The 19,092-nt window shown below is 66.8% G+C and carries 17 protein-coding genes; 11 read left to right on the top strand and 6 right to left on the bottom strand.

The window, feature by feature from the left end; translation table 11 throughout:
- Positions 1-99: 99 nt before the first annotated feature.
- Entirely contained in the window at positions 100-2,244 is a 2,145-nt protein-coding gene (locus ACQY72_RS11955) for a malate synthase G (RefSeq protein WP_428153792.1), read from the top strand.
- On the opposite strand, the gene ACQY72_RS11960 is transcribed toward ACQY72_RS11955, so the two are convergent.
- From ACQY72_RS11960 to cysD, 3 genes are all read right to left on the bottom strand, one after another.
- Entirely contained in the window at positions 2,232-3,278 is a 1,047-nt protein-coding gene (locus tag ACQY72_RS11960) for a mechanosensitive ion channel family protein (RefSeq protein ID WP_428153794.1), read from the bottom strand. The genes ACQY72_RS11955 and ACQY72_RS11960 overlap by 13 nt on opposite strands.
- A 69-nt stretch (positions 3,279-3,347) precedes the next feature.
- A complete protein-coding gene (cysN, locus tag ACQY72_RS11965; RefSeq protein ID WP_428153795.1) occupies positions 3,348-5,273 on the bottom strand; it encodes a sulfate adenylyltransferase subunit CysN in 1,926 nt (641 codons plus the stop codon).
- A complete protein-coding gene (gene cysD, locus ACQY72_RS11970) occupies positions 5,273-6,241 on the bottom strand; it encodes a sulfate adenylyltransferase subunit CysD (RefSeq protein ID WP_428153797.1) in 969 nt (322 codons plus the stop codon). The genes cysN and cysD overlap by 1 nt, the downstream gene beginning before the upstream one ends.
- Before the next feature lie 147 nt (positions 6,242-6,388).
- On the opposite strand from cysD, the gene ACQY72_RS11975 reads away from it, so the two are divergent.
- Together ACQY72_RS11975 and ACQY72_RS11980 are read left to right on the top strand one after the other, a co-directional pair.
- Entirely contained in the window at positions 6,389-6,940 is a 552-nt protein-coding gene (locus ACQY72_RS11975; protein WP_428153798.1) for a lipocalin family protein, read from the top strand.
- Between the two features lie 11 nt (positions 6,941-6,951).
- Complete coding sequence (locus ACQY72_RS11980) at positions 6,952-8,274, top strand: PQQ-dependent sugar dehydrogenase (RefSeq protein ID WP_428153800.1); 1,323 nt, start codon at positions 6,952-6,954, stop codon at positions 8,272-8,274.
- A 55-nt stretch (positions 8,275-8,329) separates the two neighbouring features.
- Here ACQY72_RS11980 and ACQY72_RS11985 read toward each other — a convergent pair whose 3' ends face one another.
- The gene (locus ACQY72_RS11985; RefSeq protein ID WP_428153801.1) at positions 8,330-8,911 is read right to left on the bottom strand and encodes a hypothetical protein; all 582 of its coding nucleotides are present in this window, start codon (positions 8,909-8,911) and stop codon (positions 8,330-8,332) included.
- 331 nt (positions 8,912-9,242) lie between these two features.
- On the opposite strand from ACQY72_RS11985, the gene ACQY72_RS11990 reads away from it, so the two are divergent.
- The 7 genes from ACQY72_RS11990 (at position 9,243) to ACQY72_RS12020 (ending at position 16,625) form a co-directional block, all read left to right on the top strand.
- Entirely contained in the window at positions 9,243-11,042 is a 1,800-nt protein-coding gene (locus ACQY72_RS11990) for a long-chain-acyl-CoA synthetase (protein WP_428153803.1), read from the top strand.
- A gap of 84 nt (positions 11,043-11,126) precedes the next feature.
- Complete coding sequence (gene motA / locus ACQY72_RS11995) at positions 11,127-11,993, top strand: flagellar motor stator protein MotA (protein WP_159846706.1); 867 nt, start codon at positions 11,127-11,129, stop codon at positions 11,991-11,993.
- A gap of 131 nt (positions 11,994-12,124) precedes the next feature.
- Positions 12,125-12,439, top strand: a complete 315-nt coding sequence (locus tag ACQY72_RS12000) for a hypothetical protein (protein ID WP_428153805.1) — start codon at positions 12,125-12,127, stop codon at positions 12,437-12,439.
- Positions 12,440-12,522: 83 nt separating this feature from the next.
- Positions 12,523-14,355 (top strand): FAD-dependent 5-carboxymethylaminomethyl-2-thiouridine(34) oxidoreductase MnmC, encoded by a 1,833-nt coding sequence (gene mnmC / locus ACQY72_RS12005; protein ID WP_428153807.1) that lies wholly within the window; start codon positions 12,523-12,525, stop codon positions 14,353-14,355.
- Positions 14,356-14,381: 26 nt separating this feature from the next.
- Positions 14,382-14,765, top strand: coding sequence for a DUF6491 family protein (locus ACQY72_RS12010; protein WP_428153808.1), 384 nt, complete (start codon positions 14,382-14,384; stop codon positions 14,763-14,765).
- An 87-nt stretch (positions 14,766-14,852) separates the two neighbouring features.
- A complete protein-coding gene (locus tag ACQY72_RS12015; protein ID WP_428153810.1) occupies positions 14,853-15,293 on the top strand; it encodes a hypothetical protein in 441 nt (146 codons plus the stop codon).
- Positions 15,294-16,307: 1,014 nt separating this feature from the next.
- Positions 16,308-16,625, top strand: coding sequence for a hypothetical protein (locus tag ACQY72_RS12020; protein WP_428153811.1), 318 nt, complete (start codon positions 16,308-16,310; stop codon positions 16,623-16,625).
- Positions 16,626-16,629: 4 nt separating this feature from the next.
- Here ACQY72_RS12020 and ACQY72_RS12025 read toward each other — a convergent pair whose 3' ends face one another.
- Positions 16,630-17,184, bottom strand: coding sequence for a hypothetical protein (locus ACQY72_RS12025; protein WP_428153813.1), 555 nt, complete (start codon positions 17,182-17,184; stop codon positions 16,630-16,632).
- Positions 17,185-17,299: 115 nt separating this feature from the next.
- On the opposite strand from ACQY72_RS12025, the gene ACQY72_RS12030 reads away from it, so the two are divergent.
- Positions 17,300-18,298 (top strand): L,D-transpeptidase family protein, encoded by a 999-nt coding sequence (locus ACQY72_RS12030; RefSeq protein WP_428153815.1) that lies wholly within the window; start codon positions 17,300-17,302, stop codon positions 18,296-18,298.
- A 28-nt stretch (positions 18,299-18,326) separates the two neighbouring features.
- Here ACQY72_RS12030 and ACQY72_RS12035 read toward each other — a convergent pair whose 3' ends face one another.
- On the bottom strand, positions 18,327-19,049 hold the full coding sequence (locus ACQY72_RS12035) for a hypothetical protein (RefSeq protein WP_428153816.1): 723 nt from the start codon (positions 19,047-19,049) through the stop codon (positions 18,327-18,329).
- Positions 19,050-19,092 lie beyond the last annotated feature (43 nt).

Here is a 19,092-nt window from a genome sequence, read left to right on the forward strand (position 1 = left end):
GACGGCGATGACGCGACGTGACCCTTGCGGAGCGGCGCGCGCTCGGCTTACCTGATCACGCATTGTTACAGACCGGCGTCGCGCCGGGGAGAGGCCGTCATGACGACCCATGAAGATCGCGCCGGGCTGAAGGTCGCAGGCGAACTGATCGCCCTGATCGAGCAGGACGTGCTGCCGGGGCTGGGGCTGGATGCGGCGAGGTTCTGGGCGGGGGCGGCGACGATCTTCGAGCGGTTCGCACCGGAAAACCGGGCGCTGCTGGAGCGACGCGACGCCTTGCAGGCCCAGATCGACGACTGGCATCGGGCGCGGCGGGGCCAGCCCTATGACGTGGGGGCGTCGGAGATCTTCCTGAGAGAGATCGGCTATCTGGTCGACGAGCCGGCGGCGTTTTCCATCGAAACCGAGGGCGTGGACGCCGAGATCGCGCAGATGGCCGGGCCGCAGCTGGTGGTGCCGGTGCTGAACGCGCGCTTCCTGCTGAACGCCGCCAATGCGCGCTGGGGCAGCCTGTATGACGCCCTTTACGGCACGGACGCCCTGGGCGATCTGCCGACCGGCGGCGGCTATGACGCGGCGCGGGGGGCGCGGGTCGTGGCGCGGGCCAAGGCCTTCCTGGACGAGGCGGCGCCGCTGGCCGAAGGGTCGCATGTGGACGTGACCGGCTGGTCGGTGGTGGACGGCGCCCTGTCGCCGACGCTGAAGGATGCGGGACAGTTCGTCGGCTTTACCGGCGAGGCGGGGGCGCCGGCGTCGATCCTGCTGGCGCACAACGGCCTGCATATCGAACTGGTCATCGACCGCAGCCATCCGGTCGGGCGCAGCGATGCGGCGGGTCTGGCGGACGTGGTGCTGGAATCCGCCCTGACGACCATCGTCGATCTGGAGGATTCCATCGCCGCCGTGGATGCGGCGGACAAGGCCGAGGCCTATCGCAACTGGCTGGGCCTGATGCGCGGCGACCTGTCGGCGACGTTCAAGAAGGGCGGCGAGACCCTGACCCGCGCGCTGGAGCCGGATCGTCAGTGGACGGCGCCGGACGGTTCGTCGGTGATCCTGAAGGGGCGCAGCCTGCTGTTCGTGCGCAACGTCGGACACCTGATGACCACGCCGGCTATCCGCCTGGCCGACGGGTCGGATGCGCCCGAGGGGGTCATGGATGCGATCCTGACCAGTTTGATCGCGCTGTACGACATCAAGGGGCTGGGCGGATTCGGCAACAGCGCGACGGGGTCGGTCTATATCGTCAAGCCCAAGATGCACGGGCCGGACGAGGCGGCCTTTACCGACCGGCTGTTCGACGCGGTCGAGGATCTGCTGGCCCTGCCGCGCCATGCGATCAAGGTCGGGGTCATGGACGAGGAGCGACGGACCTCGGCCAATCTGGCGGCCTGTATCCAGGCGGTGAAGGACCGGATCGTCTTCATCAACACCGGTTTCCTGGACCGCACCGGCGACGAGATCCACACCGCCATGCAGGCCGGGCCGGTGGTGCGAAAGGCGGACATCAAGTCCAGCGCCTGGATCACCGCCTATGAGGCGCGCAACGTCGCCATCGGCCTGAAATGCGGCCTGTCGGGCAAGGCCCAGATCGGCAAGGGCATGTGGGCGGCGCCGGACAGGATGGCCGACATGCTGGAGCAGAAGATCGCCCACCCCAGGACGGGCGCCAACACCGCCTGGACCCCGTCGCCGACGGCGGCGACCCTGCACGCGCTGCACTATCACGCCGTCGATGTGTTCGCCGTGCAGAAGGAAGTCGCACAGCGCGAGACGCCGGGGCTGGAGGCCCTGCTGACCCCGCCCCTGGCGCACGGCGTCAACTGGTCCGAGGACGAGGTGGCGGCCGAGCTGGACAACAACGCCCAAGGCATCCTCGGCTATGTGGTGCGCTGGATTGACCAGGGGGTCGGCTGTTCGAAGGTGCCGGATATCCACGACATCGGCCTGATGGAGGACCGGGCGACGCTGCGGATCAGTTCGCAGCATATCGCCAACTGGCTGCTGCACGGGGTCTGCACGGCCGATCAGGTCGAGGAGGCTTTCCTGCGCATGGCCGCCAAGGTCGACGGCCAGAATGCGGGCGATCCGCTGTATCGGCCGATGGCGACGAACCCCGAGGCCAGCCTGGCCTATCAGGCGGCGCGCGCCCTGGTGTTCGATGGGGTGGAACAGCCGAACGGCTATACCGAGCCGCTGCTGCATGCCTGGCGGTTGAGGGCGAAGGCGGCTCAGTCCGCCTGACGCGCCTTGGGCGGCGTCGGCTCCGGCGCATCGGCCTCGTCGTCGGCCATCACGTCGTCGGCGGCGTCGTTGGCGGTCTGGGCGCTGCGTTGGGGGGTGACGGGTCGCGGAGCGGCGCCCACGCCATAGCCGAGCCGTTTCAGGGCTTCGTCGCCTTCCAGGCCGAAGGCGCTGCGGATGCGCAGGTCGGTCTGGGGGAAGGGCACCTCCATGCCGGCGGCGTCCAGGGCGTCGGCGATCAGCCAGGTATAGGCGGCGTGCATGGCGGCGGGCCGTTTCACCGCCTCTCGCGTCGGCCAGACCAGCAGTTCGAACGACAGCCCCTTGTCGCCGAATGCCACCAGCCAGACCTGGCTCTTGCGCGCCTCGGTCTCGGGCAGGGTGAAGGGGCTGGCCCGCGCCGCCGCCAGAACCGCGTCGCGCACCTTGCCCCGGTCCGAGCCATAAGCGACCGAGAAGGGCACGTGGATGCGGCGGGTGTCGCCCTTCAGCGTCCAGTTGGTCACCGGCTGTTCGATGAAGCGCGAGTTGGGCACCAGGACATTGACGTTGTCGTTGGTGCGCACGCGGGTGGCCCGCGGGCCGATCTCCATGATGGCGCCGCGAATGCCGATGTCCTCGATCTCTATATAGTCGCCGACCGACACCATCCGGTCGAAGATCAGGAACAGGCCGGAGACGAACTCCTTGACCACGCCCTGCAGGCCCAGACCCACGCCGATGCCCAGGGCGCCGGCGAAGACCGTCAGGGACGACAGGTTGAGGCCCGCCGCCGACAGGGCCGACATTACGGCGATGACGATGATGGCGTAACCCGCCAGCCGCTCCAGCAGATAGACGGCCTGGCGGCTGCGATCCGCCCGTTCGCGCAGTCGGCGCAGCGACCGCGTCACCAGCCAGTGGGCGGCGAAGGCGACCAGCAGGATCACCCCGGCGCTGGTCAGGCCGCCGATCGTCAGATTGGCCCCGGCGATCCGCACGACCTGCGACTGTTCGATGGCCGCAAGGTCCAGTTGTTTGATCGGATTGGTCATTGGCTCCAGAGCGTTTGGCGAACGGTCAAGGTTCCACCCTCGCGCCCGAACCGGCCGAACGTCGAGGGGTCAGATGCTGAAATCCTCGGTCGAGAACCGGCCGTCCAGCCAGGCGACGATGCGTTCGGCGGCGTCCTGCGGCGACATGGTGGTGGTGTCCACGACGATCTCGGGGGTTTCGGGGGCTTCGTAGGGACTGTCGATGCCGGTGAAATTCTTCAGTTCGCCGGCGCGGGCCTTTTTATACAGGCCCTTGACGTCGCGCTGCTCGGCGACGGCCAGCGGCGTGTCGACATAGACCTCGACGAACTCGCCCGGCCCCAGCAGGTCGCGCGCCAGGCGGCGCTCGGCGCGGAAGGGGGAGATGAAGCTGACGAGGACGATCAGGCCGGCGTCAACCATCAGTTTCGACACCTCGGCGACGCGGCGGATGTTCTCGACCCGATCTTCCTCGGTGAAGCCCAGATCGCGGTTCAGGCCGTGGCGGACATTGTCGCCGTCCAGCAGATAGGTGTGGCGGCCGTCGGCGTAGAGACGTTTCTCGACCAGGTCGGCGATGGTCGACTTGCCCGCGCCGGACAGGCCGGTCAGCCAGACGACGCGGCCCCTCTGGTTCTTGATCGTGGCGCGCGCGGCCTTATCGACCGACAGGGCCTGCCAGTGGATGTTGTGAGCGCGGCGCAGGGCGAAGTTCAGCAGGCCGGCCCCGACCGTGCGGTTCGAGATCCGGTCGATCAGGATGAAACCGCCCAGATCCTTGTTCTCGACATAGGGGGCGAAGGCGACCGGGGCGTCCAGCGACAGGTTGCAGACGCCGATCTCGTTCAGCTCCAGCCGCTTGGCCGGCTGCTGCTCCAGGGTGTTGACGTTCACCTTGTGCTTGGGCTCGGTGATGGTGGCGCCCACCAGCTTGGCGCCGATCTTGAGCAAGTAAGGGCGGCCCGGCAGCAGGGGCTCGTCGTCCATCCAGACCACGGTGGCCTCGAACTGGTCGGCGGCTTCCGGCGGAGCGTCGGCCGAGGCCAGGACGTCGCCGCGCGAGACGTCGATCTCGTCCGCCAGGGTCAGGGTGATCGACTGGCCGGCGACGGCTTGATCCAGGTCGCCGTCGGCGGTGACGATGCGGGCGACGGTAGAGGTGCGGCCCGAGGGCAGGACGCGGACGGGATCGCCGGGGCGCACGGTTCCGGCGGCGATCTGGCCGGAGAATCCGCGGAAGTCGAGGTTGGGCCGGTTGACCCATTGCACCGGCAGGCGGAACGGGTCGGCCTGCAGGTCGTCGCCGACCTCCAGCGTCTCCAGCAGGCTCATCAAAGGCGGGCCGGCGTACCAGGGCGAATGGGTGCTGGCCTCGGTGATATTGTCGCCACGCAGGGCGGACATCGGAATGGCGTCGAAGGTCTTCAGCCCGATCTGCCCGGCGAAGGCGCGGAAGTCGGCGACGATGGCGTCGAACACCGACTGGGACCAGCCCATCAGGTCCATCTTGTTCACCGCCAGGATCACGTGGCGAATGCCCAGCAGGCTGACCAGATAGGCGTGCCGCCGCGTCTGGGTCAGGACGCCCCGACGCGCGTCGATCAGAATGACGGCCGCGTCGGCGGTCGAGGCGCCGGTGACCATGTTGCGGGTGTACTGCTCGTGGCCGGGGGTGTCGGCGACGATGAATTTGCGCTTTTCCGTCGAGAAGAAGCGATAGGCCACATCGATGGTGATGCCCTGTTCGCGCTCAGCGGCCAGGCCGTCGACCAGCAGGGCGAAGTCGATGTCGCCGCCTTGCGTGCCGACGCGGCGGCTGTCGGCCTCCAACGCCGCCATCTGATCCTCGAAGATCATCTTGGAGTCGTAGAGCAGCCGGCCGATCAGGGTGGACTTGCCGTCATCCACGCTGCCGCAGGTGATGAAGCGCAGCAGGCTCTTGTGCTGGTGGGCGTCCAGATAGGCGTCGATGTCGCGGGCGATGAGGTCGGACGCTTTGTACGTTTCTGGGGCCATCAGAAGTAGCCCTCCTGCTTCTTCTTCTCCATCGAGGCGGACTGGTCGTGGTCGATCATCCGGCCCTGGCGTTCGGAGGTGGTGGTCAGCAGCATTTCCTGAATGACCTCGGGCAGGGTCGCGGCCGTGCTCTCGACCGCCCCAGTCAGGGGGTAGCAGCCCAGGGTGCGGAAACGGACCGACTTCATCTGCGGCGTCTCGCCGGGACGCAGCCGGAAGCGGTCGTCATCGACCATGATCAGGGCGCCGTCTCGCTCGACCACCGGCCGTTCCGCCGCCAGATACAGGGGCACGATCGGGATTTGCTCCAGGTGGATGTATTGCCAGACGTCCAGCTCGGTCCAGTTGGAGATCGGGAAGACGCGGATGCTTTCACCGGGCCGTTTCCTGGTATTATAGAGCCGCCAGAGCTCGGGCCGCTGGTTCTTGGGATCCCAGCGGTGTTCGGCCGTGCGGAAGGAGAATATCCGCTCCTTGGCGCGAGACTTCTCCTCGTCGCGACGGGCGCCGCCGAAGGCCGCGTCGAAACCGTGCAGCGACAGGGCCTGTTTCAGCCCCTCGGTTTTCCATAAGTCGGTATGCAGGGCCGAGCCGTGATCGAAGGGATTGATGCCGCGCGCGACGGCCTCGGGGTTCTGGTGGACCAGCAGTTCGACGCCGAGATCGGCGGCCGCCTGTTCGCGCATCGCGTACATGGCGCGGAACTTCCACGTCGTGTCGACGTGCAGCAGAGGGAAGGGCGGCCGGGAAGGATAGAAGGCCTTCTTCGCCAGATGCAGCATCACGGCCGAATCCTTGCCGATCGAATACAGCATCACCGGACGCTCGGCCTCAGCCGCCACCTCGCGCATGATGTGGATGGCCTCGGCCTCCAGCCGCTGCAGGTGGGTCAGGCGAGCAGCGGGCAGGGCGAAGCTGTTTCTGGTCAGGGTGGCGATATTCACCGAGGCGTCTCCGTCGAACGCCATGTGACAACGCCAATGCGCGCCCGGGAACAAGCGAGGGTTACTGTCGCGCGTTGTGAGTTTTTCGGCCTGTGGCGTCCGAGAACGCCGTTGCGACGTAAAGGAACCAGGGTCGCCAAGCGCGGCTTATGGCTTCAAACGGAAACGCTCATGTCCAGCTTGAAATCCCTGATGGCCTCGGCCGTCGCCGTCGTCGCCCTGGCCGGTTGCGTGACGGCCCCGTCGCCTTCCGAATATCGCGCGCCCCAGCCCGCCAAGCCGGTGGATGTTCAGCGCTTGTGGTCCGGGCGCTGGCACGAGATCGCGCGTCTGCCGGATCGGTTGACGGACGGCTGCGTGGCGGGCGCATCCATCTATGCGCCGGTGGAGGGCACCCGCGTCGATGTGCGCGACACCTGTCAGGTCGGCACGCCGCAGGGCAAGGAAAAGGCCATCGGCGGGCGCGGCGAAATCCTGGATCCGGGAACCAATACCAAGCTGAGGGTCAAGTATCTGGCCGGGTTCGTGACCTGGGATTACTGGGTGTTGGACCGTGCGGACGACTACAGCTGGTTCATCTCGGCCGATCCGACGTTCGAGCGCCTGTTCATCTACACCCGCGACCTGCCGACCGAGGCGCAGGTTCGAAGCTTGACGGACCGGGCGCGGGCGTTGGGCTATGATGTCAGCCGGCTGGAGTTTCCGGCGCAACCCGCTCGGTAAGGGCCAAGATCATGACCGCGACCTCCAAATCCCTGCTCGCCTCGACTGCGTTGGCGGCGACCTTGGGATTGGGGGGCTGTGCGGGCGGTCCGGCCTTGCCGACCGAGGCGGGTTTTGGCCCGAACCCGGAACTGCCCGCGCCGCGTCAGAGCCTGTTGCCGACGGTCAATATCGCGCCGGCGACAAGCTGGCCCCAGGGCGCGACGCCGGCCGCGGCGGCAGGGTTGCGGGTGCAGGCGTTCGCGACGGGGCTGGATCATCCGCGCTGGCTTTATCGCCTGCCCAACGGCGACATTCTGGTCGCCGAGTCGAACGCACCGCCTCCGCCGCAGGACAAGAAGGGCGGATTGCGGGGCTGGGTGATGGGCAAGGTCATGGCCAGGGCCGGCGCCGGCGTGCCCAGTCCCAACAGGATCGTCCTGCTGCGCGACGCCGACGGTGATGGGGTCGCGGAGACGAAGACGGACTTTCTGACCGGCCTGAACTCGCCCTTCGGCATGGCCCTGGTGGGGGAGCGGCTGTACATCGCCAACGCCGATGCGGTGGTGGTTTTCCTCTATCGGACGGGCCAGACGCGGATCGATGCCGCCGCGACCAAGGTCGTGGACCTGCCCGCCGGTCGCAATCACCACTGGACCAAGAGTCTCGTCGCCAGCCGGGACGGCAGCCGGCTCTATGTCGGGGTCGGGTCCAACTCGAACGTCGGCGAGAACGGCCTGGACGAAGAGGTGGATCGCGCCGCCATTCTTGAGATCGATCCGGCGACGGGCGCGCGGCGCGTTTATGCCTCGGGCCTGCGCAATCCGGTCGGCATGGACTGGAACCCGCAGAGCGGTCGGCTGTGGGTTGCGGTCAACGAGCGTGACGAGATCGGCGACGATCTGGTGCCCGACTATATGACCTCGGTGACGCCGGGCGCCTTCTACGGCTGGCCGTGGAGCTATTATGGTCAGCACGTCGATGTGCGGCCGCCCGCCAATCCGGCGATGGTCGCGCGGGCGATCCGGCCGGACTACGCCTTGGGCGCCCATACCGCCTCTCTGGGGCTGACGTTCGGCGAGGGGGCGATCCTGTTGCCGCCCGCCTTGCGGAGCGGGGCCTTCGTCGGTCAGCATGGGTCGTGGAACCGCAGCGTGCGCAGCGGCTACAAGGTGATCTTCGTGCCTTTTGTCGACGGTCGTCCGGCCGGTCCGCCGCAGGATGTGCTGACCGGCTTTCTGAACGCCCATGGTCAGGCGCAGGGACGGCCGGTTGGGGTCCAGATCGACCGGCTGGGCGCGCTGCTGGTCGCCGACGACGTGGGCAATGTGATCTGGCGCGTGACCGGTGCTTGAGGCGCGCACAAAAAAGCCCCGGTCGAAACCGGGGCCTTCTTCTATTTGACTGCGATCAGTTCAAGGGTTGAACCGTGATCGCCGGAGTGGCCGGTTGGGCCGGTGTGGCGACCGGAGCCGGGGTCGAAGCTGCCGCCGGAGCGGTGTTCAACTGGCTTGTGCTCACCGCCGGAACGGACGGGGCCGCATAGGGCTGAGGACCGGTCGGCGCGGCCGGGGTCTCGACGCGTGCGGCAGCCGGGCGTTCAGCAGCCGGGGCGGCGCGACGGGCGACCGGCTCAGCGCGCGGTTCAGTACGACGGGCGACCGGGGCGGGCGCAGCCGGCGTCGGCGCGGCGGTCGGGGCCGGAGCGGTCTCCATCGGAGCGGCCGGCATAACGGGCGTCTCCGCGGCGGTCATCGCGGCGGGCGCGGTCTGCATAGCAGGGGCCGCAGCCTCGGTAGCCGGCGCGGGCGCCGTCTGTTCGCCGCCGCCCATCACCATGGCGACGCCGCTGCCCAGCAGCACAACGGCGCCGATAGGGGCCAGGATCATCCAGGTCTTCACCGACTTCTTGGCCTTGGTGTTGCGGGCGTAGCGCGGCACGAAGGCGGTGTCCTCGGTGCGGGCTTCAGTCTCGGCGTTGGCGTAGGTCATCGACATTGTTTCTGTCCTCCATAACGTTGATCAACCAACCCGCCGTCTCGCAACGTCGTTCCGCCGTCGGCGTAAAAGCCCCGAAGAAACACTGTTTCTGCCTGGAATGAGGCGAGGACCGCGCTTTTTACGGCCGGATCAATGGGGAATGCGGCAATAAAAAGCAGGCGCCGCCTCTGGATTTCCCCCGCGTCAACAGAACAAATGGGTCACGGCTGACGCCAATCCGTCGGGTGCGCGAGGGATCGCGGACGGCGCGGTTGACCCGACGCCCCCCCTTCGTCCATCACCGGGCCGGGTGGAACACGCATTGACCGGAGGCACGGCGCGCATGGGTTTTGTAGCGAATATCCGTCGGGACGTCCGGTTCGCTCGCGGCCTGTTCCGCCTGCTCAAGCGCATCAAGCCGATCGAGCTGGACAGCGATGTCCTGCTTTGTGACGACTTCGAAGAGGCGGTGGACAAGTTCGCCGACAATATCGCCATCGACGACGGTCAGCGCACCCTGACCTATCGCGACCTGGACGCCATGGCCAATCGCTTCGCCCACTGGGCCAAGAACCGGGGCCTGCGTCGCAGCGACACCATCGCCCTGATGATGACGAACCGGATCGAATATCTGGCGGCCTGGATCGGTTTCTCCAAGGTCGGCATCGCCACGGCCCTGATCAACACCAATCTGGGCGGGCAGGGGCTGGCGCACTGTCTGGCCATCTCGAACGCCTTCAACGTCGTCGCCGACGAGGACTGCTGGCGCCAGATCGAGGAGGCGCGGCCTCTGGTCGATCACAATCTGGCGCTCTGGGTGCTGGGCCTGCCTGACGATCTGGAGACCAGCGACCGGCGTGGGCTGGACAAGCCCGTGCGCGGCGGCTCGTCGGTGCGGCCGTCCAAGTCGGCGCGCGAGGGTCTGACCAACCGCGACACCGCCCTTTATATCTACACCTCCGGCACGACGGGCCTGCCCAAGGCGGCGCGCATCCCGCATTCGCGCGCCCGCACCTATATGCGCGCCTTCGCCGGCGCCACGCGTTCGACGCCCGAGGATCGAATCTTCAACGTCCTGCCGCTGTATCACTCGACCGGCGGTTTGGTCGGGGTGGGCGCGGCCCTGCTGAACGGCGCGCGGCTGGTGATCCGCAAGAAATTCTCGGCCAGCACCTTCTGGCCCGACGTGCGGTCGTCGGGGGCGACCATGTTCGTCTATATCGGCGAGCTGTGCCGCTATCTGGTCAACTGTCCGCCGCACGAGGACGAGACCAAGCACAAGCTGCGGCTGGCGTTCGGCAACGGCCTGCGGGCCGATGTCTGGCCCGATTTCCAGAGCCGGTTCCGTATTCCCGAGGTCTTGGAGTTCTACGGTTCGACCGAGGGCAATGTCTCGCTGTTCAACTTCGACGGCAAACAGGGCTCCATCGGTCGCGTGCCCAGCTATCTGAAGAAACAGATCAATATCCGACTGGTCCAGTTCGACGTCGAAACCGAACAGCCTATCCGAGGCCCCGACGGTCTGTGCCGTCTGGCGCGGGTCGGCGAGGTGGGCGAGGCCATCGGCCTGATCGGCAACGACATCCGCCACGACTTCTCGGGCTATGCCGACAAGGCCGCCTCGCAGAAGAAGATCCTGACCGACGTGTTCAAGAAGAGCGACCGCTGGTTCCGCACCGGCGACCTGATGAAACAGGACGCCGAGGGCTATTTCTACTTCGTGGATCGGATGGGCGACACCTTCCGCTGGAAGGGCGAGAACGTCTCGACCTCTGAGGTCGAACAGGTGCTGATGGATGCGCCCGGCGTGACCGAGGCCATCGTCTATGGCGTGCCGGTGCCGGCCCAGGACGGCAAGGCGGGCATGGCGGCCCTGGTGGTCGAGGGCAAGTTCGACGCCCAGGCCTTCTCCGACCATGTCGAGGCCAAGCTGCCGGCCTATGCCCAGCCGGTGTTCCTGCGCTTGATCAAGTCGGCGGAAACGACCGGCACGTTCAAATACAGGAAGGCCGATCTGGTCGCGGACGGCTTCGATCCCGACAAGACCGGGGCGGCGCTGTATGTGCGCGGCGGCAAGGCCGGGTATCAGAAGCTGACGGCGGCGGCGCGCTCCGCCATCCTGAACGGCGAAGGTCGCATCTGAGGTCAGGAGACGGCGTTCGCGAAACGCCGTCTTAATGATTAACGGCGATGATCCCGATCTCTCGCGTCAGGATCGTTCGCTTTCATGTTCCAGATCATCGGCATCGTGCTGCTGTTCGGCCTCGTCTTCGGCAGCTACGCCATATCCGGCGGCAAGTTCGAAGTGATCCTGCACGCCGCGCCCCACGAACTGATGGCGATCGGCGGCGCGGGCATTGCGGCCTTCATGATTTCCAACTCCATGACCGTGATCAAAGGGTCCATGGGGGGACTGGGCAAGTGCTTCGCCGGACCCAAGTGGAAGAAGCAGGACTACAAGGACCTGCTGTCGCTGCTGTTCCAGCTGACCAAGACGATGAAGTCCAAGGGCGTCGTGGCGCTGGAAAGCCACATCGAAAAGCCCAAGGAATCGGCCATCTTCCAGAAGTACCCCAAGGTGCTGAAGGACCATTTCGCCGTCGACTTCATCTGCGACACCCTGCGGATGATGACGATGAACCTGGAGGATCCGCACCAGGTCGAGGACGCGATGGAAAAGCAGCTGGAAAAGCACCACCACGAGCATCTCGAAAACGCCCATGCGCTTCAGACCCTGGCCGACGGCCTGCCCGCGTTGGGCATCGTCGCGGCCGTGCTGGGCGTCATCAAGACCATGGGCTCGATCACCGAGCCGCCCGAGGTGCTGGGCACCATGATCGGCGGCGCCCTGGTCGGCACCTTCATGGGCGTGTTCCTGGCCTATGGCCTGGTCGGCCCGTTCGCCGCGCGCCTGACCGCGATCATCAATGAGGAAGCGGCCTACTACAAGATCATCCAGTCGGTGCTGGTGGCCCACCTGCACGGCAACGCCGCCCAGATCTCGGTCGAGATCGGCCGTGGCGACATTCCCTCGTCCGCCCAGCCGTCCTTCGGCGAGATGGAAGAGACGCTGAACAACATCACCGCCGACTAGGTTTAGGCCGCTGCGGCGTGACGCCGCCCCGATCGCGCCTTGCCGGATCGTAACTTGCCCTGACGCGCACGGCGGCCCTATCGTTGCGGTGCGGGGCGCGCAGCCTCGCGCAAGCCTTCGGAGAAGTCCTCATGCGTATCAAAGCCCTCGTCGCCGCATCGGCTGCGGTCCTGGTCCTGGCCGCCTGCGGCAAGGCGCCTGAAGAAAAGGCCGAGGCTGCCCCCGCGACCGATGCGGTCGAGGCTGCCGGCACCGCCGAGGAAGCGGCCCTGACGGTCGACCAGGCCGCCAAGGACGCCGAGGCCGCCGCCAACCAGGCCATCCAGAACGACACCGCCGCCACCACCGCCCCGGCGGCAACGACGATGCAGGGCGCGGACGCCTCCGCCGCTGCCCCGTCGCCCGCAGCGCCAGCCGAACCGCCGCACGCGCCCGCCGCTCACTAGGGAACGGCCGCAAGCCATCGATCAGGCCGCCTCGAACGAGGCGGCCTTTTTCGTCTGTGCGACGAAGGTGCTAGAGCCGGGCGATGATTTCCGATGACGACGCCTCGCCGCAACTGACCTGGACCGAAGAGGGCGAGCCGCGCTCGGGCCGGTTCGGCGATGTCTATTTCTCGCGCGACGACGGACTGGCGGAAACGCGGGCGGTGTTCCTGGACGGCTGCGGCCTGCCCGACGCCTGGGCCGGGAGGGACTGTTTTACGGTTGCGGAGCTGGGGTTCGGCACGGGGCTGAACATCGCCGCCCTGCTGGACCTGTGGCGTCAGACCCGGCCCGAGGGCGGGCGGCTGCATATCTTCTCCATCGAAGGGTTTCCGCTGACGGCGGACGAGGCGGCGCGGGCGCTGGGCGCCTGGCCTGAGTTGGCTGAGGCGACGCAGGCGTTGATCGAAAACTGGCCGTCCGCGACGCCGGGGTTCCACCGTGTGGACCTGCCGGGGTTCGACGCCGTGCTGGACCTGACGGTCGGGGACGCGGCCTGGGCGCTGGATCAGTGGTCGGGGGCGGCGGACGCCTGGTTCCTAGACGGATTCTCTCCGGCGCTGAACCCCGGCATGTGGTCGCCACAGGTGATGGCCCTGATCGCCGCGCGATCTGCGCCCGGCGCGCGCCTGGCCACCTTCACCGTCGCCGGGGCCGTGCGGCGTGGCTTGGCCGAGCAGGGTTTCGTGGTCGAGAAACGCCCCGGTCATGGCCGCAAGCGCGAGCGGCTGGAGGCGCATATGCCCTCGGCCTTTACGTCTGCGCCGGTTCCCAGCATCGCCGTGATCGGGGCGGGGGTAGCCGGGGCGTCGGTGGTGCGCGCCTTGAGAGATCAGGGCGTCAGGGCCGTGGTGTTCGAGGCCGAACGGCCGGGCGCGGGCGGATCGGGCTTTCCGGCGGCCCTGGTCACGCCGCGCCTGGATGCGGGCGACACTGGCATCGCGGCCCTGCACGCCCAGGCGCTGGAACGGGCGGGGCATCTCTATGCCGCGACGCCGGACGCCGTGACGGGTCATGGGGTGCTGCAACTGCCCCAGGCGCCGCGCGATACGGCCCGGTTCGACAAGATCGCACGTCAGTCGATCTGGGCCGAGGGCGCGATGGCCGTGCTGGACGAAGATGCCGCAGCGGCCTTGGCGGGCGAGGCGGTGGGGCAGGGCGGTCTGTCGATGCAGGTCGCCTGTGCGGTGCGCCCCGCCGCCGTGCTGTCGGACTGGCTGGGCGATGCCGAGATGCGGTCGGAACGGGTGACGAAACTGGAGCGGACCGACGGCCGCTGGCGGCTGATAGGCGAGGGGGCTGCGGTGCTGGCCGAGGTCGATGCGGTCGTGGTCGCCGCCGGCTGGGGATCGGCCGCCCTGCTGGATGGGCATGATCCGGCGCCGCGCCTGTCGCCCGTGCGGGGGCAGGCGGACTGGGTCGAGGGCGACATCACGACCAACGCAATGGCGTGGGGCGGCTATGCCGTCCCGACCGGCCAGGGCGTCCTCTATGGCGCGACCCATGACCGGGGCGACACCGACACGGCGCCGCGGGCGGAAGACAGCGAGAGAAACCTGGCGACCTTGGGGGCGCGCCTGCCGGGTTTGGCCAACAGGATCGAGGCGGCGGGACAGGCGCAGAGCCGTGCGGCGATCCGCGCCACCACGCCGGATCGTCTGCCCCTGGCGGGGGCTTTGGACGACGGTCTCTATCTGCTGGGCGGGCTGGGGTCGCGCGGCTTCTGTGTGGCACCGCTGTTGGCGGAGCATGTCGCCGCCCTGATCCTGAACCGACCGTCGCCCCTGCCGCGCGATCTGGCGGCGCGCGTTTCGCCGCACCGGGCGGCCGTCGTCGGCAATCCCCTTGCGCCCCCGTCGCCGACGAGCGCAGGATGAGCCGGGGGCTGTTTCGGGAGCTGAACATGCATCGTCTCATCCTGTCCTCGGCCGCCGTCCTGGCGCTGTCGGCCTGTGCGCCATCGCCCGGCGCGACGACGGCCAGCCGCGTCGACGCCAACCAATGTTTCCGGCCCAATCTGGTACGCAACTTCACCGCTCCAAACGACCAGACCCTGTATGTCCGCACGTCCAGCCCCGACGTGTTCCAGATCGAAACCACCTTCTGTCGCGACATGACGCGCGCCCTGTCGATCGTGTTGGAGCCGGTGGCGGGATCGAACCTGTGCGTCGGTGATCAGGCGACCCTGCGCAGCCCGGCGACCGGCCCTGAGCCATGCCGCGTCCGCATCGCCAGGAAGCTGACCGCCGAAGAGACCGCGGCCCTGCCGTCGCGGGATCGCCCCTGATCGGAAAACCGCTGCGGGACCGTCAGGGAGATTGAATTCTTTCGCGCTCGGGTATGAGATGATCATCTTGCCTGGGGAGGGAAGAGAATGATCAGAACAATCGGTCTTGCAGCGGCCATGACGGCGGTCGTCCTGGTTTCGCCGGCAGCGGCGGAAAGCTGGGCGAGGTTCACGCGCAGCGACACCACCATCTATCTTGTGGATCTGGATATGTTGGCTCCGGTCGACGGCGTGGCCACGACCCGGCTGGCGCGTGTGCCCACGCGAGGCGAACCCACCAACCTTAGCCATGAGACCGAAGAGGTCATGGTGCGGTGTTCGGACGGCCAGTCCCGGTCCGGGGCTACGGTGACCTACGGCGCGGACGGCGCGGAAACCGACCGCTATTCCGAGGACACGCCGTGGGAGGCGACGCCCAGCGGCGGCATCTATGGCGCGCTCAAGTCGTTCGCCTGCGACGAGATGCGGCCCCAGGGCGACGCCTTCCCGACCATCCAGGCCTTTATCGCGGGCGGGCGCAGCCAGTAGGCCGCGCCCCCTTTCGTTTCGCTTTAATCTGGAGCCTGTTTTACGGCATCAGCGGATCGCGAAGCGATTCCACTGATGTGGTCCGAGTCAAAATTAATGAGATTGCCCTGTCTGGAAAGACTCATCTTTCCTCGGCGCGCTTCACCAATAATGAAACTCGAGGATCAGATTTTTTGAGATTTTGGCGTTCGCCGCTCAAAATTTATGAGAAAGCTGCTTTGTCGACCAGAATTTCTGAGCTGCCGAGCAGTGCCGGATCCTCGCAAAGGTTAAAACGGTAAGCTCTGAGCGCTTTTTGCGGAAGCCCGACGCGCCGCGCTCACGCAGCCGTGGCGGAGACTTCATTACCGTCTTGGCTTGGGGAGAAGACTTTCAGCGCCGAGACGCGCGCGATCGCCCAATGGATGCGTAATAGAGGAACGTTCACTCACGGACGTCTTGACCTGTCCGCGCCGATCTCGCGGATCGGTAGCAGACCTCTATGCGGGCAGGCGCGAATGTACGTTTTTCGCTAGACGGCCGATGTCCGCTCATGGTGGCATTCAGACGTCACGACTATCCAGCCGCTCTAGCCAGCCTAGCAGATCCTTGCTTTCGCGTTCTCTCGACGTTGGTGTTCCACTATCAGCTCGCGCCCTCGTTTTTCGCCTGCTGCGCGCACTTGGGCTGGCAGCTTGGCGAAGACTTCATCTGCCTGGGACGCTCTGTAAGGCAGGCGTCGCGCGGCATCCGTGCGCCCCTCCTCTTCGTCAGTGAATCCAGACATCTTCTGCCTCCATCAGCTGTAAGGTAGAATGTCGGAAATCTGGAGCAATGCAAACGTCCTCTCTTGGCGCTTCTGAGACTTTGGCCCCACCGCCGTTCGTGACGCGAAGGTGACGTTCGGAAGGTCCGCTTAGCGACCTATGGTGCGGACTGCATGTGCCCGGAACCCGTGGCGGGTTGGTTGCGGTTGTGGCAGCCTGTACGAGATGCACTGTTCGACCACATGCTCGTTAAAAATGAGGATCTTCCATGCGCTCCATCATCCCGGCCGCTCTGGCCGCCGCTAGCTTGGCGGGGTGCGCTTCAGCCCCATCGGTGACGACATCCGAGGCTTTCGTCTTTCCTGAAGGGCTTAAGGTGATGGAGGGTGGATACCCCTATGTCGGCGGACCATGCAGGCTGCTGGGCGAAACCTTCGCCACGTCTGAACTGCTGGACGACAGCGCCGATCTGCTCGGCTGCCCTCGTAACGCCATGCAGGATCCTCGGGTCAGCGCGGCAGGCCGCGTTGTCGGCGAATACGAAGGGGTCGTTCTGGTCTCTGTGCCCAGGCGCCCCGCGCCCTAAAGGCTCAGCGCGTAAATCGGCATGAAAGTCGGATGCCGTCCTGTCGTTGAATGGTCAGGCTGCGACCGGAAATGACAGTGTTGAAGGGCGTCCATTCAGCGGTTCTTTGACCAGCGATCCAGGAGAGCTCTGCCTCGCCATAGGCCGCCACGACGCCGTCACGCACATCGAGCTGAAAGGTTTGGCGGCGGCCATCGCTAACGCAGCGTGCGGTCCGGAGGGCGGCGTCGGCCGGATCGAGAACGGCGACGAACAGACGTTCGCGCTCAGCGTTGGCGTCGCGCAGACACGAGCCCTGGTCAGTCTGAAAGGCGCACATCGCGCGCCGTTTGAACCAGGCGGGCTGATCTTCGATCCAGGCGCTCTTGGGCATCGCCGCCTCGACCGCCCTCCAGCGGACGGCCAGGTCACGCTCTTGGCGAGCCAAGTCCGGATCGGCGCAGATGAACTGATCGGAGGCATAGACGGGCCGGTCGCAGTCGGCTGTCATTTGCTCCATCGGCGGCGGAACGGCCTGCGCCGTCATCCAAAGGTGCGTGATTGCGACGATGATGCTCATGCGCTTCTCCCGACGCGCCGTTGTGACAGGACGTCGGCGCGAATAGTCTCGTGCGAGACTAGCACCAAAGCCCAGGAGATCGGACATGAGCATGTCGGGATACAAAAGGCGCGCGATGCGGCCCTCCGTCGTGGCGATGCTCTTCGCCATCATGGGCGCCGAACCCGCGCTGGCGCAGGGTCGCCCCGCCAGCTCGGCTGTCGATCTCGCACGAGCGGCGGAACGCCTTCAGCCAGGCGAGTGGGTCTGGGCGCCGGAGATCGCACCGGCCGGGCCGGTCCTGATCTACGTGAACCTGTCGGATCAAAGGGCCACGGTCTATCGCAACGGCGTGCGGATCGGTGTCAGCACCATCTCGTCGGGACGGCCGGGGCACGAAACCCCGACGGGCGTCTTCACCATTCTTCAGAAGGACGCCCGGCACCATTCAACCAAGTACAACAATGCGCCGATGTTCTACATGGAGCGGCTCACCTGGGACGGCGTGGCGCTGCATGCGGGCGGCTTGCCCGGCTTCCCGGAAAGCCATGGCTGCGTGCACCTGCCGCTACAGTTCGCGCGACTGCTTTATGGGGCGACCGACTTCAGCGTGACGGTCGTGATCGCTGGCGACGCGGCGCGACATGTGGGCGCGGTTCCCGCCGGCGTGCTGGCGCCTTTCGCGACGGACGGGCGGCCTGTCGAGCCGTTCTCACTGGATGCGCCGTGGCGCTGGACACCGGAGCAGGCGCAAGAGGGGCCGACCACGGTCATCATCTCAAAGGTCGATCGGGTCGCTGTGGTCCTGCGCAATGGCGTGGAGATCGGCCGCAGCGCAATCAGCCTCGACGATCATGATGGAGAGGTGCACGTCCTGACTCTGGCATCTGATGTGGATGGCGGTCAGCGGTGGCTGTACGCCGGCCCGCCCGGACGCGAGGCCGAGGCAGGGTCGGAGCTGAGCGGGGCCATGGTCGGCAGACTGCGCGCCCCGCACGCCTTTTACACCCAGCTTCGGGCGAGCTTGCGACCCGGCGACACGGTCGTCATAACGCCTGCGCGGATCGGGGATGGATCGGTCGGCCAGTCTCTGACGGTGATGGACGCCATCGACGAGCCGACCGGAGCTCCGTGAATCCAGCGAGGCTAACCGTCCCCTGGTCTCAGCGGCCGGCGCCGACGGTCAAGGTGTAGTTGGCGCGTTCGCCTCGACGCGCCGCATTGCGCATTAGATAGACCTCGATCTTGTAGGTTCCGCTGGCCGTGGTGCGGCCCTGATAACGGTTGCCGCTGGTCGAACCGATGAACAGGGCCTGATTTGCGCCGGGCGCTGAGACGTTGAAATAGCTGGACCGGTTCGACGTTCGCATAGCCACATTCAATGTCTGGCCGGCCCGAAGATCAACCAGGTACGTCACGGTCTCGTAACCCGACACCGCGCCTTGCCGCGTCGCGGACGAGGCGCCGCGCGCAAAGCGGATCGTCTCGGTCCGGCCGCTGGCGACGGGGCCGCCGACCGGCCCGGGCAAAGTCGTCGGCTGTCCGCCATGGACCGGTCCTCCCACTGGACCAGGCAGCGTCGTTGGACGTGAACGGCGACAGTCCGGCGCAGGCGTCGCCACGATTGAATCGTAGCGTCCGTTCATGGTCGCCACGGACAGGCAAACGCCACGCCGCTCGTTCCACCAGTAGGTCCAGGTCCGGTCGTCGCCGGTCTCGCCGCCGACGTTGACATAGCCACGGTTCGTGAGGGCCGTCTCACCGCTGCTGCCGCGCGCTCCAACCAGGTCGCGCACATCAGAGGGCGTGCTCTGGGCCGAGGCCGCGCCCGGAAGGGCGAGCGGCGATAGGAGGGCCATGCTCATGACGATGGCTGAAGGTCGCATCTCATATCTCCCGAAAGGTCGCGCTCTGGCGACGAATGACGCT

This window comes from Brevundimonas sp. (assembly GCF_965279155.1).
In the GTDB taxonomy this organism is placed as follows: Bacteria; Pseudomonadota; Alphaproteobacteria; order Caulobacterales; family Caulobacteraceae; genus Brevundimonas.

Excerpts from the sequence above, each read along its gene's own strand:
- motA (WP_159846706.1), top strand. The coding sequence starts at position 11,127 with ATGTTCCAGATCATCGGCATCGTGCTGCTGTTCGGCCTCGTCTTCGGC.
- cysD (WP_428153797.1), bottom strand. The coding sequence starts at position 6,241 with ATGGCGTTCGACGGAGACGCCTCGGTGAATATCGCCACCCTGACCAGA.
- ACQY72_RS11955 (WP_428153792.1), top strand. The coding sequence starts at position 100 with ATGACGACCCATGAAGATCGCGCCGGGCTGAAGGTCGCAGGCGAACTG.
- mnmC (WP_428153807.1), top strand. The coding sequence starts at position 12,523 with ATGATTTCCGATGACGACGCCTCGCCGCAACTGACCTGGACCGAAGAG.
- ACQY72_RS12035 (WP_428153816.1), bottom strand. The coding sequence starts at position 19,049 with ATGCGACCTTCAGCCATCGTCATGAGCATGGCCCTCCTATCGCCGCTC.
- ACQY72_RS12020 (WP_428153811.1), top strand. The coding sequence starts at position 16,308 with ATGCGCTCCATCATCCCGGCCGCTCTGGCCGCCGCTAGCTTGGCGGGG.
- ACQY72_RS12025 (WP_428153813.1), bottom strand. The coding sequence starts at position 17,184 with ATGAGCATCATCGTCGCAATCACGCACCTTTGGATGACGGCGCAGGCC.
- ACQY72_RS12030 (WP_428153815.1), top strand. The coding sequence starts at position 17,300 with ATGCGGCCCTCCGTCGTGGCGATGCTCTTCGCCATCATGGGCGCCGAA.
- ACQY72_RS12010 (WP_428153808.1), top strand. The coding sequence starts at position 14,382 with ATGCATCGTCTCATCCTGTCCTCGGCCGCCGTCCTGGCGCTGTCGGCC.
- ACQY72_RS11960 (WP_428153794.1), bottom strand. The coding sequence starts at position 3,278 with ATGACCAATCCGATCAAACAACTGGACCTTGCGGCCATCGAACAGTCG.
- cysN (WP_428153795.1), bottom strand. The coding sequence starts at position 5,273 with ATGGCCCCAGAAACGTACAAAGCGTCCGACCTCATCGCCCGCGACATC.
- ACQY72_RS11975 (WP_428153798.1), top strand. The coding sequence starts at position 6,389 with ATGTCCAGCTTGAAATCCCTGATGGCCTCGGCCGTCGCCGTCGTCGCC.
- ACQY72_RS11990 (WP_428153803.1), top strand. The coding sequence starts at position 9,243 with ATGGGTTTTGTAGCGAATATCCGTCGGGACGTCCGGTTCGCTCGCGGC.
- ACQY72_RS12000 (WP_428153805.1), top strand. The coding sequence starts at position 12,125 with ATGCGTATCAAAGCCCTCGTCGCCGCATCGGCTGCGGTCCTGGTCCTG.
- ACQY72_RS11985 (WP_428153801.1), bottom strand. The coding sequence starts at position 8,911 with ATGACCTACGCCAACGCCGAGACTGAAGCCCGCACCGAGGACACCGCC.
- ACQY72_RS11980 (WP_428153800.1), top strand. The coding sequence starts at position 6,952 with ATGACCGCGACCTCCAAATCCCTGCTCGCCTCGACTGCGTTGGCGGCG.
- ACQY72_RS12015 (WP_428153810.1), top strand. The coding sequence starts at position 14,853 with ATGATCAGAACAATCGGTCTTGCAGCGGCCATGACGGCGGTCGTCCTG.